Source organism: Anaerolineales bacterium (genome assembly GCA_015075725.1).
Taxonomy (GTDB): Bacteria; Chloroflexota; Anaerolineae; order Anaerolineales; family Villigracilaceae; genus Villigracilis.
Map to the genome: position 1 here is coordinate 209,988 of JABTTV010000001.1, position 16,503 is coordinate 226,490.

Annotated in this window: 14 protein-coding genes; 1 reads left to right on the forward strand and 13 read right to left on the reverse strand. The window is 48.0% G+C overall.

The features are described 5' to 3' along the window. Window positions 1-54 precede the first annotated feature (54 nt). The 13 genes from HS100_00960 to thrC all read right to left on the reverse strand — a co-directional run bounded on the left by HS100_00960 (window position 55) and on the right by thrC (window position 15,196). Window positions 55-1,539 (reverse strand): phenylacetate--CoA ligase family protein, encoded by a 1,485-nt coding sequence (locus HS100_00960; protein MBE7432462.1) that lies wholly within the window; start codon window positions 1,537-1,539, stop codon window positions 55-57. Between the two features lie 21 nt (window positions 1,540-1,560). Then, window positions 1,561-3,015, reverse strand: coding sequence for an O-antigen ligase family protein (locus HS100_00965; GenBank protein ID MBE7432463.1), 1,455 nt, complete (start codon window positions 3,013-3,015; stop codon window positions 1,561-1,563). Between the two features lie 235 nt (window positions 3,016-3,250). Next, window positions 3,251-4,054, reverse strand: a complete 804-nt coding sequence (locus HS100_00970; protein MBE7432464.1) for a sulfotransferase — start codon at window positions 4,052-4,054, stop codon at window positions 3,251-3,253. Between the two features lie 226 nt (window positions 4,055-4,280). Continuing rightward, entirely contained in the window at window positions 4,281-5,393 is a 1,113-nt protein-coding gene (locus tag HS100_00975) for a DegT/DnrJ/EryC1/StrS family aminotransferase (GenBank protein MBE7432465.1), read from the reverse strand. Then, entirely contained in the window at window positions 5,390-5,884 is a 495-nt protein-coding gene (locus HS100_00980; GenBank protein MBE7432466.1) for an N-acetyltransferase, read from the reverse strand. Before HS100_00980 ends, HS100_00975 begins: the two co-directional genes overlap by 4 nt. Then, window positions 5,845-6,894, reverse strand: a complete 1,050-nt coding sequence (locus tag HS100_00985; GenBank protein ID MBE7432467.1) for a Gfo/Idh/MocA family oxidoreductase — start codon at window positions 6,892-6,894, stop codon at window positions 5,845-5,847. Before HS100_00985 ends, HS100_00980 begins: the two co-directional genes overlap by 40 nt. A gap of 24 nt (window positions 6,895-6,918) precedes the next feature. Then, complete coding sequence (locus HS100_00990; protein ID MBE7432468.1) at window positions 6,919-7,668, reverse strand: sugar transferase; 750 nt, start codon at window positions 7,666-7,668, stop codon at window positions 6,919-6,921. Window positions 7,669-7,694: 26 nt separating this feature from the next. Further along, window positions 7,695-9,203: a hypothetical protein gene (locus HS100_00995; GenBank protein MBE7432469.1), complete on the reverse strand. Its 1,509-nt coding sequence runs from the start codon at window positions 9,201-9,203 to the stop codon at window positions 7,695-7,697. A 132-nt stretch (window positions 9,204-9,335) separates the two neighbouring features. After that, window positions 9,336-10,043, reverse strand: coding sequence for a response regulator transcription factor (locus HS100_01000; protein ID MBE7432470.1), 708 nt, complete (start codon window positions 10,041-10,043; stop codon window positions 9,336-9,338). A gap of 311 nt (window positions 10,044-10,354) precedes the next feature. After that, window positions 10,355-11,713: an MATE family efflux transporter gene (locus HS100_01005; protein ID MBE7432471.1), complete on the reverse strand. Its 1,359-nt coding sequence runs from the start codon at window positions 11,711-11,713 to the stop codon at window positions 10,355-10,357. A 107-nt stretch (window positions 11,714-11,820) separates the two neighbouring features. Further along, complete coding sequence (locus HS100_01010) at window positions 11,821-12,750, reverse strand: glycosyltransferase family 2 protein (protein MBE7432472.1); 930 nt, start codon at window positions 12,748-12,750, stop codon at window positions 11,821-11,823. Beyond that, on the reverse strand, window positions 12,747-13,931 hold the full coding sequence (locus HS100_01015; protein ID MBE7432473.1) for an AI-2E family transporter: 1,185 nt from the start codon (window positions 13,929-13,931) through the stop codon (window positions 12,747-12,749). The genes HS100_01010 and HS100_01015 overlap by 4 nt, the downstream gene beginning before the upstream one ends. Further along, window positions 13,928-15,196 carry a threonine synthase gene (gene thrC, locus HS100_01020; GenBank protein MBE7432474.1) on the reverse strand — a complete coding sequence of 423 codons (1,269 nt, stop codon included), beginning with the start codon at window positions 15,194-15,196 and terminating at the stop codon, window positions 13,928-13,930. Before thrC ends, HS100_01015 begins: the two co-directional genes overlap by 4 nt. A 167-nt stretch (window positions 15,197-15,363) precedes the next feature. Between thrC and HS100_01025 the strand changes: the two genes are divergently transcribed. Then, window positions 15,364-16,485: a GGDEF domain-containing protein gene (locus tag HS100_01025; protein MBE7432475.1), complete on the forward strand. Its 1,122-nt coding sequence runs from the start codon at window positions 15,364-15,366 to the stop codon at window positions 16,483-16,485. Window positions 16,486-16,503 lie beyond the last annotated feature (18 nt).

Genomic DNA, 16,503 nt, shown 5'->3' on the forward strand with positions numbered 1-16,503 from the left:
TGTGATTATTCATCGATTTGCTATAAAGATTGATTTCGTCTCATCATGACGACTTTATAGCGCAGAAGGGCGGTTTTCGTAATTACTGCCAAAAGTCTCGAGATGTTCCAGTTTGACAGGTAATCGCTGGTCGAGTAATCCAAGCTTTCCACGCCCGCCTCGTGGTATTTCTTTCACAAAATCGGTCTTTATTTTGAATTCCCGCGCGTCCAGTTTTGTGTAAATATCGGCAATCAATTCTTTTTCCACTTCCTGTCGTGAATATCCCGGAGCAAGGATAAGGCAGACAATCAATTCACCCGGAGTTTCCTGGATGAATTTAATTTCTCTGAGTTTGGTCACTACGCCTCCATGAATACTGGCATAGACCGGTGAAAGAGGAACAATGTAACCACTCTTCGAGAAAATTAGTTCGCCCAACCTGCCCTTGAAATCCGTCACAAGAGTCGATTGCCGGCCACAATAACACGGCTCATCCTCAAACTCAGCGACATCCTCGGTTGCATATCGTATCAAGGGCATACAAAATGTATCGAAACCAGTTCCCACCACACGCCCTGGAATTCCAGGTCGGGAGATGGGGTTATTTTCCTGGTCAAGAAGTTGAAAGACTCCATATTCCATGCCGACATGATATCCTCGGTGTTTTTCACAATCGACGGCATCCGTAGTTTTTTCAGTCATGCCATACCTACAATATACCGGACATTCAAATGTCTCGGTAATGAATTTGCGCTGGTGAGGCAGGATGGTCTGCGATCCTAAAAAGATCGCCCTGATCGTTACATTTTTAATTGCGTTCCGCTTCATGAACCGAGAGAAAATTTCCATTGAGGAGGAGTCGCCATGAACAAATTTTGGTTTGAACCCCTCGATCAATTTCTGATACAGAAACATATTCTCTTCCGTCATTTCATAGGACGATAAAAAAAGCGCGTTATTTTGAAGGTTATATGAATGCAGGCAGGGTTTGCCATCGGATCCCTCTTCTGGAGGCGCATTGCCGCGCAAGACCAGGTACGGGTCTCCAAATTTCCAGCCAGCCCAGCGTCTTTGCCTGTATACATAGGCCAATTCGTGCAAATAAGAAGTTTCCTTATCCTGATATACGCCTAGGGGAACTCCGGTGGATCCGCTCGTCGTGCGGTAGGCGAGTGTTGAGCGGTCAACATTCCGCGCTACCAAATCTTCAAGATTTTTTCGTACGTCGTCTTTGGTCAAGATTGGTAGTTTTTGCAAGTCGGAAAGAGTCTTAATATCCCCGGGTCTGAGGTGATGCTGATCAAAAGTACGTTTGTAATAAGGGACATTCTCATACGCTTGATGAACCAGCGCGGTCAGTCGCTCGATTTGATATTCTTCAAATTGTTGTTCGGTCCACCATTGGGTCTGCTCCAGCCAATCCAAATATCGGATGAACTCGGGATGATCCCAAAGAGGATGCTTCGAAAATGCAAACTTAATCCACCGAAACCCCTTTTGAGCCTGGAACGGTAATTTTTGGCGAAATTTTCGGATTTTATTTGCGATATCAATCATTTTATCTCTTATACGATTATTTTAATTCGCATTTTCCGTCGCGAGCGATTCGAAAGCCGGCAAATAAAACCGATAAATGACCTCGTTGATCCCGAACATCATGCCCAGCAGCGGTGTCCAACGCCATTGCATGAATGTGGAATTGGCTACGGCGGAGATCAGGATTGCCAGATAAACAAGCAGGTTTCCCATGACGACTGCTCTCATTTGGTCGTGATATATGATACGCCAAAACTTAAATCCCCGATACATGAACAACCCAGTTAACCATACAAAACTAAAATAGCCAAGGATTCCGGATTGAATCAGAATCCGTAAATGCCCGTTATGAATAAAACTGCTTCCACTTGTTATTGTGCCATCCGCATTCCTGTAATCCAGGCGATAATCCAACGGGCGATAGGGGGTCCCCATTCCCAATCCGATCAGAGGATGCTCGGAAATAGCAACATAGGCATATTGATTTTCGATAATTCGCCAATTTAATGAACTATCGGCGCCTTGAAATGTATCCACTTCACCCAAAGTGGCAAAGCGATCCATGGAAGCGTACACTAAACGTGCTGCCCGCGATTCAGGATCGACAAACACAAGCAACAAGATAATTGTCCCAATGAATATTAAAGACAACACACCGGAAAAAAACCGGCTGCGTTCGTCGCCTTTCAACATGACCATCCAAAGGACGATGACCCCTGTTATTGCACCCCAATAACTGCGAAGAAATGTCAATACTAGTGCAAGTCCAAATATTAGCAATAGAAACAGATAATACGCTACCCGCAATTGCGGTTTATCTTCCGCAAGAAGGCAAACTATCACCATAAACGAGACCATAATTGTAGACCAGCCCGGGGGAAGTATTCGAGTAATATCATCAAAGGTAGTATCTTGGGTGACCAGCGCTTCCACACGCCCAGGTAAAATCTGGATCGAACTTCCCAAAATAAACTGTGCCACCATGGCCAACGAAACCACAACTGCTATCAATAATATGCAGGTCAGTAATAATTTTAATTGATGCGTCTCGCGCACAAGTTGAGTAACAATAAAGAATGTCAAGTAATATGAAAACACACGAATGGATCTTCTTGCCAATTCGGGTTCCACTGACAATTGAAAAATGGCTATCAATGTGGATACTATCGTAACCCCAATGAAGATCAGGAGTGGGACATCGAGCGGTGTTCTAAAAGGGGCAAATTTCCTCTCCACCAAGTAACGAATTACCGTCAACCCAAGCATCCCAAACAGGAGGATATCAGAAAGGTGGATGCTAATACCAAATGAAATTCTCGGCATTTGGTCTTCAAACAGGATACTGGACGTTAAAATTAAAATCCCAACCAATGCAATTTCAGGCCGTTTAAGCACGATAAATAACAGCAGGAACACCACCAACAGACCAAATACAACTGTAGGAGTAAATTCCAGAGATCCATATCCTATGGCAAGCCCAATAAGAATGGCAGCCAATAATTGCATTATGACTTGCATAGATGGAACATATTGGGAAATTTTTTGTCCAAACATCCGATTCGCTTTCGTTGGGGCAGTTACAACAAGTATCCAAATCTAGCCATTTATGATGATCAAATTGACCAAAGGGCACACAGGGAGCACAAATTCATTCTGGTTTTCGACTCTGTATTAGGTTGAGGTTTCAAGGTAACCTTCAATGAGAGTTCGAACAGAAAATTCATGGCAGCATTCAGGATAAATCATTAATACCCTTAGTCTTGAGTCTTTCAACCTGTTTAGCAACAGCTGTCAATATTTTTTCGCGCTCTTCATTATTAAAATTGATTTCATTTGTTTCACGTGGCTCGAACGGAACACCATCACGAATACCAAGAAAATCAAAAATCCGCCTTGATTCATTTACCGAGTCGTTTATCAACCGACCAAATTGAACAACATAAATATTCGGAGCAAAGTAATTTTCTAGAACCAGTTCGGCGCACATATTCCAATCTTCGATATATTCATCCAGTGTAAATCGACGCCGTTGAGGTTCGGTCAAAGATTCGCCCCATGTTCGCCGAGACATAGACCAGATGGTCGCTAAGGGGTCCCGAATTGCAAAAAGGATTTTTGCGCCAGGAATGATTTTTCCAACATTAATTATGAATTTTTCATAGTCGCGCATTGGAAAAGCAATGGGCTCCAACGGCTCTTTATCTACTATTAGACGCTTCCCCACGCTCAGGCGCGAATCGATGTAATATTCAAATACCAATTTCCGCGCCAATGCTTCGATTCGCCAGATCTCCTTTTCAAGGTTTTGGAATCGACAAGCTTCTTCCAAAAAACGATGAGCGCTGATTAGAATACGCGATTCTGGAAAGGCGGAAATCTGTCTTTGCATACCCAGCCATCTCACCAATGCTGAAGTACCTGATCGAGGGGATCCGGTAATCAGACAGAATTCACGAGGAAACAATCCAATTTTTTTCTGGAGATTTAGTGCTACGGACCTCGCATACTGACGGGTATTAACTAATGGGTTTCTCATAATTGATTTGGACGCACATTGCGATCTTGATTTTCTTCTCTCCAAGACATCGCCACTGCGGAGGGAGAGGATGTTGCTTACGATTTAATCCTCTCTAAATCATCCTGGTAAGTTGGAAGATCAAACCAGTTTTCCCAAAGGTTTTTTTTCACAAATTGGAAAACATCGTTGATGGCTTACCACTAAGTCGAATAATCCATCCTCGAACCATGGATTAAGGAAAATCCTACACTGATTTGACTTCGAGGGATCTGATCACTGAAACAACCGTCGAAACCTGCTCCTCAGTCAGTTCCGGATACATCGGAAGGGATAATATTTCCCCTACCAGTTTTTCAGTAACAGGGCAGGAGAATTTGGATTTTCCGTTATTCAAATAGTATGGCTGGAGATGGACTGGAGTTGGGTAATGTACCGCTGTGCCAATTCCGCGATCTTTCAATACTTCCTGCAACGAATCGCGATTTTTGACTCGAATCACATAGAGGTGGTATACATGCTGATATCCTGGTAAATCGGCAGGTTTTCCCACAGAGATATCCTCAAATAACGAATTGTAGACTGCAGCGAGTTTCCGGCGCGATGCGATCCATTCATCAAGGTATCTCAACTTTATTCTCAGGATGGCGGCTTGAAGATTGTCGAGGCGATGATTAAACGGATGTTCCTCATGAACATTTTTTACTCGCTGTCCACAATTGCGCAAAGCACGAATTTTTTCAGCAACCTTTGCATCGTTCGTCGTTACCATCCCCGCATCGCCACAGGCGCCAAGATTTTTGGTAGGGTAAAAGCTGAACCCAGCGGCGTTTCCGAGTCCGCCAACGCGATTCCCTTTATACATCGCACCATGGGCCTGGCATGCATCCTCAACCACAACCAGGTTATATTTTTCAGCAATTCCTAATACAACATTCATATCCGCTGGCAGGCCGTAAAGATGAACGGGAAGTATAGCTTTAGTTCGAGGGGTAATTGCTTCCTCAATCTTATCAACGTCAATGGTCAAGGTCTCAGGATTTACATCCACGAAAACAGGCGTTGCTCCCGCAAACGTGATGGCAGCCGCGGTCGCTGTAAAGGTATGAGCCGGCAAAATCACTTCATGTCCGGTCCCAACCCCAAGCGCCCGAAGGCTCAACTCAAGAGCGGAGAGTCCGTTATCCACACCTATTGCGTACTTCACTCCGCAGTATGCTGCAAATTCTTCTTCGAACTTAGCCACATCCTGCCCGAGGATAAAATCGCCCCGGTCCAATACACTTAAGATAGTGCTGGAGATCTCATTACGGAGATGTTTATGTTGAATGGATAAGTCGATCAATGGAATGGAATTCATCGTTCCTCGCTTTTCGTTTTCTTGATTACACGTGCAGGATTTCCCGCCACGACTGTTCCGGCAGGGACATCTCGCGTAACAACGCTTCCAGCCCCTACCATTGCCCCCTCTCCAATGGTAACACCACACATGATAGTGGCATTACTTCCTATCGAAACACGATTTTGCACCAATGTCGCTATACATTCCCAGTCGGTTTCGGTCTGCAACTCGCCTGTATCGGTTGTTGATCGCGGATATTTATCGTTAATAAACATTACACCATGCCCGATAAATACCTCGTCCGCTATAGTCACACCTTCACAGATAAAGGAATGACTGGAGATCTTCACACGTTTTCCAATTTTGGCACCCTTTTGAATCTCGACAAATGTACCTATGCGACTGTCATCTCCAATTTCGCAACCATAAAGATTGACAAATGCATATATCTTAACGTCACGTCCAAGTTTTACATCTGACGCAATGCGGGCATATTCCGGGGCTCCCATGCAAAGGTCTCCTTGTTCGAATGATTCTTAAGCGAATTTTCCGCAGCTTCTATGATTTTCACAACCTTCAGACCATTGTAACCATCGCTATCCGGCCGGGTATTATTATTGATGCTATCAAGAAAATGCTGGCATTCCTGCCGCAATGGCTCAGCAGCACGAACTTTAGGTATGAGAATATCGCCAGATCGATAGTTATAGTGAAATTCCCCATAACCATCAGTATATTCAGGGGTATCCACACCTTTATCATAGATCTTAAGTTTTTGTTCATTCTCAATATCGTTGAACACGATCATCTTCTTGCTACCAACGACGGTAATGCGACGTACTTTACAGGGGTCTAGCCACGAGACATGAATGTGGGCAGGGACTTGATTTGGAAATTTCAGGTTTATGTATGCAACGTCAAATACATTATCCAAAACACATGACGTCCCATATGCGCTTATCGATACAGGGTCTTGACCGAGAAGATACAACATAATGGAAATATCATGCGGGGCGAGATCCCAAAGAACATTGGATTCGCGCTGAAACAGACCTAGGTTCAACCTTGCCGTGTCGATATAGTAAATATCTCCAAGTTCCCCGCTGTCGATATATTTTTTCAAGGCGATGACCGCGGAGTTATATATAAATGTATGTCCAACCATCAATGTCAGCCCCCTGGTCTCAGCCAGTTGTATCAACTCTTCGGCCTGTTCGCTATTCTGCGTCATTGGTTTTTCGATCAGAACATGCAAACCGTTCTCCAGACATTTCTTTGCAACAGAGTAGTGCAGAATTGGCGGAACAGATACAATGACCGCATCCAAATCCATAGTGAACAATTCGTTATAATCCGTTGTCGTTCGAATCTCCGGGTAAAAGGAGCGTGCCCGTAGCAACCGATCTTCCCTTAGATCAGCGATCGCGATCAACTCGGCGGATGGCAGGTCAAAAAAGTTTCTTGCCAGGTTTGGCCCCCAATATCCATATCCGATAAGACCCACCTTGATAGTCTTCATAGCGTTTTCTCCTTTTACAAGCATTTATCCCGCCCCTTTGGTAGATAAAATCATAAAAGGGGTTTTAAACGCGATCTTGAAATCCTGCCAGAGTGATCGATTTTTGATATATTCCAAATCAAGTCTTACCTGTTCGTCGAAATCTGCTGTGCAACGTGCAGTCACCTGCTGAAGCCCGGAAATGCCAGGCTGTGCTTCCAACCGTTGCAAGTGCCAGGGCATGTAGACTTCCACTTCATATGGCAGAGCCGGACGGGGACCAATTAGACTCATATCACCGCGTAAAACGTTCCAAAATTGAGGAAGCTCATCAAGGCTGAATTTTCTGAGAAATCTGCCAGGCAAGATTATCCGTGGATCGTTCGTAAGTTTTCGAACCTGAGCTTTTTCACCCTGGATTTCCCTGATTTTTTGACGGTCATTTTGGATTAGAGCCTGTACATATGCTTTATGCACGGCTTCATTTACATTAACCTTCATGGTACGAAACTTATATAATGTGAAATTTTCCCGTTCCCAATGGTAAGTATTGCCACGGCGAACCCTTTTTGCTCCAACACGCACTTGTTTAAAGAAAACCGGGCCGGGGGAATACACATAGATCAGGATCGATATCAACGCCATAACAGGCGATAAGAGAATCAACAAACTTCCAGCAATCAGCATGTCTACAATGCGCTTGAAAAAATAGTAAGGAAAATGCCCATCACGCAGGAGTAATCCCAAACTTACTCCTGGTTTTCGAACCTGTTCTAATTCGAGTTGATTTTGCATCTTATTAATCCTTTCGACAAGCCTGGTTAATAGGAAAAATTCCGTGTATCAGCTTCATTAATAATCAACCCCAGCTGCTTGTCTGTAAACCGGGAGAGGAAGTCGCCAGCCGATTTGAGGGTATCGCGCCTGATATGAGCACAACGCGCGACCATGACAATTTCGTCAGCAGATGGCGCTATAGAAGCCATGTCTGCAAAATTAAGAGGAGGAACTTCCATCAACACATAATCAAATTTCTGCCTTAGGAACTTAATCATTAATCCAGCCGAGGTATCTTGAATGAAGAAAGGCTCGTCGGGTCGAGGGCCAAATGCGATAAAAGAGAGGTTCTTTTTTCCAGTCTTTTGGATTGCATCCTTCATTTCCGCTTTTCCAGTAACTAAATCCATCACCCCCTTATCATTCGAAAGGCCGAAGAAATTGTGCATGGAAGGATTTCGTCCATTCCCATCGACAATTACAACATTTCGCCCTTGCTCTGCAAGAGCAAAGCCGAGATGCGCAACAACCAGGGAAGTCCCCTGTCCGGATTCCGCACCGGCTAGTACAACCACACCTTGTTTCGTCCCTTGGCTTCCCAAATGCATATGCGCCGCTAACAAGCGAATAGCCTCTGCATACGCGGAAGTTTGACGGGTGGAAAACGATAATTGTTTACGGTTTGCATGAGGCAGTGTTGCAATTACAGGAATTTGAGGTACTAGAGCTTTGATATTTTCGACTTTATAAAGGCGTCTGTCTGTATTTTCGAAAATAAACGCAAGCATCACACCACCTAATAGCCCCGCCAACAATGCGATGGTGTAATTAAGGGAGGTTCTCGGTTGGGACGGAATCCTTGGCAAAGGTGCTTCCTCCACCAATGTCACTATGCCCTGTGCCAAGGTCTCACGCAATTGGGCTTCCTCGTATTCCCGCAACAGGATTTCATAGGTTCTTTGTTTTTCTTGTACGAGCGCATTCGTCGTCGTTAACTGATTTTCAATACTCGAAGGTTGGCCGGTGGCAGTGGGAGTGATTGCAGCAAGGGTAGCATACTGGCTACGAACTTTCTCCAATTCGATCCGCGCGTTTTTGACTTGTTCCGAAAGTATCGAAGAAGGAAGCACCCCATTTCCCGCAAATAGTTGGCTGTTCTTTTCGATCAATAACTCAACTAGGGTATTGCTCGTCAATTGCGCAATTTCGGGATCAGAGTCAGTTGTAGTAATTCTGACTAGTTCGGTATTGGAAACAACCGTTACTTCGATAAGAGGGAGAGGTCTCAGATCCAATCGATCCGCAAGCTCCAAAAGAACCGGGCGGCTTGTGGCTAACGCGACGAAAGTATTCATCAGTTGAGTGTTATAGTTATAGATTTGGGAATTTTGTGTAAGGCTTTGCGACAATGCGAGACGAATGACAGCCGTAGAGGTATAAAGAGGCGTTATCTGCCTCTGTCCAACTACGGTAACGATGAGGACAATTGCGGTGACTAACAAAATTATCCATTTTCGTCGCCAGAGTACGTTGAAATAGTGTTGAAGGTCCATATAGTAGTCTCATATCTATGGATAGCTGCGAATAACCTCTCAGTCATCCATATGACTTCCATATGGTAATGGTATAATTTTTTATAATTTTTTGATTTTCATTTGATTTTTATTAACCCCCGCTTAAGCCGTCTAGTTCCCTTCCCTCGGTTCGAACCAGTACCCCCTACCCCATTGGGTCTGGATATATCTGTGCCCGTGCTCCCCATCCTGGATTTTTTTCCTCAAATAAAACACATATAAGGCAGTGTTGGAAATACCCGATGGTGTCTGGTCACCCCATACTTCTCTCGCCAACTCACGCTTCGAGACGAGTTTCCCCTGCTGGCGGACCAAATATGCAAGCAGACTGTATTCTCGTGGTGTCAAGTCGACCACTTTGCCTTTAATCTTTACGGTCTGCGATGACAAATCAACCATCAAAATTGGATCTTCGTAGGCACGAACATACGGAATTGAGGATGAAGCTTTACGAGGTGCGGATCGACGAATTAAGGCGCGGACACGAGCTTCCAGTTCGTTTTTATTGAAGGGTTTCCTTACAAAGTCATCCACTCCTACGCTGAACCCGCGTAACATTTCCTTCTCATTTGAGTATGCTGTCAACATCAAGATGGGAACGCTGGACATTTCGCGGAGTCGAATACCGACTTCAAACCCATTCAAGTCCGGCATCATGACATCCAAGATCACAAGGTCGGGGTGCAACTCGTACGATCTTCGTAAACCATCCAAACCGGTAAAAGCTTGGTAGACTGTAAGGTCCATCGGGCTTAAGATGAGTTCCACAAGCCGCCCCACATCTGGGTCATCATCGATCAATAATACAACTTTTCCCAACAGATTCCTCCGAGAGAAATAATTCCGCGATGCGGTCGAATAATAACACAAACGAGGTTACCTGCCAAATCGAAGAAGTGATTGTGCCACAAACTATTGAGGGGCGATGGCCAAGTGTAGGAGTGTATGGGTTCGCCGGAATTTCCAGATCCTTATTCCGCCTTTTTGGAAAAATCAGTGACTTTATAAACTTAGCAGGAATGTTCTATAAATCAGTTACGAGAAATCCTAGTTCATTTACATTTTCCCCGATATGAAACAACGATTTGAAAACAAAGGTCGGATTTCTTTCGCATATTCGACTATTTGAACTATCCATTTACCAGGTCGTGAATCCATTTGCGCGACCGGATCCGCCATGCGCTGACGAAAACCTTTACGAGTTCCTCCAAAACCACCATTAGGTAAACGTAATAAACAGGTAGTTTCAGGACAAATGCGCCGGTATATGCAGCAGGCACACCAATAAGCCAGATCGAGCAGATTTCCATGATCAAGGCGAAGCGGGTATCGCCCCCCGCGCGCAATGCGCCAATGAAAGTGACAAAATTGAATATACGAACCCACAGCGCCAGACCCATTACCAGCATCAACATGCGGACGTTATACTCGCCGCTTGGGGAGAGATCATATAACCCAACGACAAGGCTTCGGATCAAGATGACAGCCAGGCCGACCATCCAGGCGGAAAGGACGCTGAGAATGACGACGCGCCGAACAGTTTCATAGGCGTCATCCATTTTTCCCGCACCGATGCGGTTGCCGACCATGACGGCGCAGGCATTGCCAAGCCCCATGAATACGACAAAGGCAAGTTCTTCTATCGTGGCGTTTATGTTGATCGCGGCGATGGAATCCGTACCGATATGGGCATAGATGGCGTTGTATGTGGTGATGCCGAGTGACCAGAACATTTCGTTGGCGAGGGCAGGCAGGGTCGTCTTGAGAACGCGGGCAAAGAAAGAAAGGTCGAAGGTGAAAAACGCAAGCGGGTTGGCGGCGAGGGGGGTCTTTTGAGTGTAGATAAGTACGATTAGGAGAATCAGTTCCAAGGTCCAGCCGGAGGCGGTGCCGATTGCGGCTCCGCGCACGCCGAGGGCGGGCAATCCACCTATCCCGAAGATCAGGAGGTATCCGAGGATCGTTTTGAATATCAAAGCCGAGATGGTGGCAATGACAGCCAGTTTCACAAGCTGGATGCTGCGCAATACGGCGATATACGAAGTGGCGATGGCGACGGGGATGTAGGAAAGCCCGACGATGCGGAGATAGGATGCACCGATCTCAATAACTTCAGCGTCGTTCGTATATAAACCAAGCACAAAGTGCGGGGCAAGGACCGCGGCAAGCGTAAAGAATATCCCGATTATCGAGGCGGCGAGAACGCTCATCCCCAGGACTTTGCGGATCGGTTCGACCTCCTGTTTCCCCCAAAATTGGGCGGTAAAGATCGCCATGCCACTGGTGAGACCGAAAAGCAACAGGATGAAAACGAAAAAGACCTGGTTGGAAAGTCCGAGGGCGGCGATGGACGTTTCACCCAACTGCCCCACCATGATGACATCGATCATGTTGAGCGATGCGTTGATCAATTGTTGGAATGATATGGGCAATGCAATCGTGAGCATCTCGCGCAGAAAGGCGCGGTCTTTGAGAAAGGAAAGGGACATGGGGATGGTTGAAGGTTATGGATCGAAGGTTTATATTGGCGGGATAAAAAAGTCGTTGAACGCAAACAGAACGTCCAACGACCGATCCTGGGTCACAAACGACTCAATTAATCCTCCGGTGCCTCGCGGACGATATAAAGCGGTCTTCCCTTCGCTTCATCGTAAAGTCGCCCGATGTATTCACCCAGGATGCCGAGCGAGATCAACTGTACGCCGCCGAGGAAAAGGACTGCGATAAGGGTTGTGGCCTGACCGAAGAACGCCTGGGAACCGGCAATACGCATGTAAACCACGATGGGGATGGCCAGGATGGCGAGGCCTGCCGAAATGAAACCGAAGAACGTCGCCACTTGCAGGGGTAAATAGGAAAATCCCGTGATTGCATTGACCGCAAGTTTGAGCATCTTGCGGAAAGGATATTTCGTCACACCGGCGTGGCGGGCGGCGCGTTTGTAATTGACACCGATCTGTTTGAAGCCAACCCATGCCGACATACCACGCGGGAAGCGGTGGCGCTCTTTCATCTTTTTCAGCACATTGACCACTTTCCTGTCCATCAGGCGGAAGTCGCCGGTGTCGACGGGAATCTTCACATCGGTGATGCGGTAAATCAAACGGTAAAAGATGGATGCGGTCCACAGCTTGAAGATGGATTCACCTTCGCGTTCGCCTCGCACCGCATAGACAACCTCGTATCCCTCCTTCCATTTCTTCGCAAGGTCAAGGATGACCTCCGGCGGGTCCTGCAGGTCCGCATCGATGATGATTATGGCGTCGCCACGCGCATAATCCCACCCGGCTGTGATGGCCACCTGATGACCGAAGTTGCGCGCGAAGATGACCGGGCGGATCGTTTTGTCCTTCGCCGCCAGTTGGCGAATCTTATCGGTGGAGCCGTCGCTCGAACCATCATCCACAAGAATGAATTCCCAGGGCTCCCCGTTGGAATCCATCACTTCTTTTACCCGGCGGTATAGTTCGGGAAGGTTGTCGATCTCATTGAAGATAGGTGCGATGATCGAATAGGTGATATTCATGGGTTATCTTTTTTCTGTCTGCCTTTACGCGGGAAGAGAGCCTTTTTTTGCAATTTCTCCGGCGGAGCCTGAAACTGCGTTTCCCCGGAATCGACGAACGGCGGTATCCCTAGAATGCGGCGGCGCAAATATTCCATGATCACCGCTATCGACGCCATAAGCGGAACGATCAATAGCGCTCCCATGATGCCCCACAAAATGGTGGCGGAAAGAATCGCGACGAAGATCAACGCTTCGTTCATGTGCAGACTGCGCCCGTAAATGATGGGACGCACAAAGAAATTTTTGGCGTTGATCAGGATAAGATACGTCACGAAGGTAATGCCGCCCACAAAAAGTTTATTCACCGTCGGGTCGGGAGAGATATGAATCCAGGTCGAACCTTCCAGAAGGGCAACGCCGATGGCAATTGCCGCCGCCAAGGTCGGACCGACATCCGGAACCAGGGTAAAAAGCCCGGCGATCACACCGAGCACCAACGCGCCGGGAATACCGATCGCCGCCCAGGCGATCGTAAAGACAACACCCACCACCACCATCAACACGATCTGTCCTCGCAGGTAGGCCATCCAAACATAGCGCAAGCGGCCGTACAACTCACCCATCTCATCCTGGTACTCTTCGGGCGCGAGTTGGATAAGCCAGTTGCGAATGCGGGGCCATTCCGACATCAAAAGATGCACGGTGACGAGAATGATCAAAAACCACAATACATTGATGGAAGTGGTTTCAAGGAGTTTGAGCGCTTCTTCGGGGATCGGCGTCAGGATATTGTCCTTGATATGCGCCAGACTTTCGCCCACCTGTTCGAGATGCAAAACGAGCCCGCCCATCTGGATCGGACTGGAGAGGAATCCGCTAAGTTCTGCTGAAAGTTCGAGTACGTCCTGCGCGACAAGTTGAATCTCGTCGAAGAAGATCGGGGTCAGCGTGGCTGGGATGCCGACCAGCAGGATCAACGCGGAAAAATAAACAATGTTGACCGCGGCTGTGCGGGAGAGCCGGGTGCGTTCCATCAAGAAGGTCACCGCCGGGCTGATCAAATACGCGGCGAAAGCGGCGATCACAAACATCTTTACCGCCTCCCCCGCATAGATCAGGAACGCCGCAATACATATGAAAATAATGACCCCCATCGTATAACGGAAGGGCATGCTCCATTGATCGGTTCGTTTCCTCATAGTAATTTTTTCACCGCTTCAAGGGTTGGCTCGATCACGGGAGCGGATGTCACCGCCTGCAATGCCGCGCGGACGTCTTTCAAGCCACTGCCGGTGTTCATCACCACGACGGGATCGTCGCCTCCGACCACGCCCTGGCTTGTCGCCTTCACCAATCCGGCATATGCTGTCGCCCCAGCCGGTTCGGCAAAGACCCCCATCGTACCGAGTTCCGCGATGGCTTTGATGATCTCATCGTCCGGGACAGTGACGTACGTCCCATTCGTGTGTTGAGCAGCGCGTACCGCGCGCACACCATCCCTCGGCAGGTCTACTGAAATGCTGTCGGCAAGCGTATTGGCGGAAACCGGTGTGATGGTCTCGGTCCCGGCTTTAAAGGCGTTGGCAATCGCCGCGGAACCTTCCGCCTGCACGCCGATGATGCGCGGCATGTTGGGAATCCATCCCAGCGCGAGCAGATCTTTAAATCCCTTATGGATGCCCGAGATGATGTTTCCATCACCCACCGAGACCAGGACAGTCAAAGGCGGGTGATTGTCCAAGGCGCTGTCTTTCTTGTGCCAGTCGCGATGGGCTGCGATCCACCATTCCCAGATCTCGAAGGCGGCGGTCTTTTTCCCTTCGAGGGTGAACGGGTTATAGCCGGTGTTGCGACAATACCAGCCAAACTCATTTGCGGCTTTTATCGTGAGATCAAAGGCATCGTCATAGGTCCCGTCCACGAGAATGACCTTTGCGCCAAAGACAAGCAATTGCGCCACCTTTGCTTGCGGAGCGTTCTTGGGAGCAAAAATGACCGCTTTCTGTCCCACCGCAGCCGCCATGCCTGCCAGGGCCGCGCCCGCGTTTCCCGTCGAAGCCGTGACGACAACCTCGGATTTGATCTCCTGAGCGCGGGTCACAACCACAGCGCTTGCCCTATCCTTGAAGGATGCGGTTGGGTTACGAGATTCGTCCTTGAGCCAGAGATGTTTGAGGTGAAGTTTTTCAGCCAATCGCGGCAGGGCAAAGACCGGGGTCCAGCCGGAGGCGTGCAAGGGCGTGGAATCCCCTGCGGGTTCATTGACCGGCAGAAGGGGCAGGTACCTCCAAAGCGAGGCTTCCGTCCGGGAGGTGATATCTTCGGGCTGGAATTTTTTGCGGATGGATTCTGTGTCGAGAACGACATCCAGATTGCCGCCATCCTTCGGGCAGGTATAGGTGACCTGGCCGGGAAGGTACTCGGCGCCACAGATCGAGCAGCGATAACCGTTGAATTTGCTCATGATATTCCTCTTTGTTGCGTTATTTTACCCGATGTGGGCGATGGGGACGCTTTCATATCGTTCGAGCCATCTTTGCGCGAATGTCGATTTCAATTTTGATAACCCGGGTTGAATTTCGAAGAAAAACCGCTATACTTTGTAAAGATGCATGTAATGGGAGTAAGCCAATGACGACATTCACCTCTGATATATATCGCCTAGATCCCCTAACCGGGTGTCATAATTTCCTTAGCTTTATAGAAACCCTCGACCAATTATCGACACAAAAGGGGCGTCAGCCTTTTTCAATCCTGTATGTGGACCTGAACTATCTGGCTCTTCTGAACGAGCAAAAAGGACACGCCTATGGCGACACTGTCATTCATTGGGCGGGGATTGCCCTGCGCGAAGAATGCGCCTCACCCGTCTTCCGGACCGGCGGCGATGACTTTGCAGTGATTCTAACCGGAGGCACACATACAGAATACGAACGACAGCTCAACAGGTTGTTCAACCGCCTGAACCGCGAGGGCGAACAACTTGGAATCCCTTCGCCGCCCGCCGGTATGGCGCTGATCCATTTCGACTCGGCCAGAGAGTTGACCCCAAACGATGTCATGTTCCATCTTTGGGAAGCCATTCTGGATGTGAAAAGCAGCAAGGACAGAACGATCAATATCTTTTCGGCGGGAAATTTGATCAGAGCCACGGGGCAATTAAAAGAACAGAGCCAGGAAAAAGCCCGTCGTTCGGTAAGCGTCCTCCGGCACATCGCGAACCAGGCGATCTACCGCGTGATCCAGATGGGACAGGTTATCGATGTCTGGCAGAAGGCATCCTACCTTGATCCGATCTCCGGTCTGCCGAATATGCGCGCCGCCCTGTTAAAGATCGAACAACAACTCTCAGAGAAAACCCTTTTTTCCATCATGCTCATGGATGGTGACGGTCTGACCCGCTATAACAACATAAGTTATGCGGCGGGAGACGAAATGATCCAAAGAATCAGCGCGATCCTGAGCGAGAAATTACGACCCGGCGACTTCGTCGCCCGCTGGCGCACAGGGGATGAGTTCCTGGCGATCTTGCCCGGTACACCCATTGCGGCAGCCGAGGTTGTGGGTAATCGCGTCTGCGGGGCGATACGGGAGGCTTCGAAAACCTGGCAATACCCGACGAGCATCACCATTGGGATCGCTTCATATCCAATTCACGGAACGAGCGCCGATGCGCTGGTTGAGATTGCGGAAGGCGCTTTGAAAAAAGGGAAACAGACGGGCAAAGATAAGGTAATCCTTGCCGGGGGATGAAAGAACCATCCAACTTTC

Coding starts and splice junctions, on each gene's coding strand:
- HS100_00960 (MBE7432462.1), bottom strand. CDS start 1,539: ATGATTGATATCGCAAATAAAATCCGAAAATTTCGCCAAAAATTACCG.
- HS100_00970 (MBE7432464.1), bottom strand. CDS start 4,054: ATGAGAAACCCATTAGTTAATACCCGTCAGTATGCGAGGTCCGTAGCA.
- HS100_00975 (MBE7432465.1), bottom strand. CDS start 5,393: ATGAATTCCATTCCATTGATCGACTTATCCATTCAACATAAACATCTC.
- HS100_00980 (MBE7432466.1), bottom strand. CDS start 5,884: ATGGGAGCCCCGGAATATGCCCGCATTGCGTCAGATGTAAAACTTGGA.
- HS100_00985 (MBE7432467.1), bottom strand. CDS start 6,894: ATGAAGACTATCAAGGTGGGTCTTATCGGATATGGATATTGGGGGCCA.
- HS100_00990 (MBE7432468.1), bottom strand. CDS start 7,668: ATGCAAAATCAACTCGAATTAGAACAGGTTCGAAAACCAGGAGTAAGT.
- HS100_00995 (MBE7432469.1), bottom strand. CDS start 9,203: ATGGACCTTCAACACTATTTCAACGTACTCTGGCGACGAAAATGGATA.
- HS100_01005 (MBE7432471.1), bottom strand. CDS start 11,713: ATGTCCCTTTCCTTTCTCAAAGACCGCGCCTTTCTGCGCGAGATGCTC.
- HS100_01010 (MBE7432472.1), bottom strand. CDS start 12,750: ATGAATATCACCTATTCGATCATCGCACCTATCTTCAATGAGATCGAC.
- HS100_01015 (MBE7432473.1), bottom strand. CDS start 13,931: ATGAGGAAACGAACCGATCAATGGAGCATGCCCTTCCGTTATACGATG.
- thrC (MBE7432474.1), bottom strand. CDS start 15,196: ATGAGCAAATTCAACGGTTATCGCTGCTCGATCTGTGGCGCCGAGTAC.
- HS100_01025 (MBE7432475.1), top strand. CDS start 15,364: ATGACGACATTCACCTCTGATATATATCGCCTAGATCCCCTAACCGGG.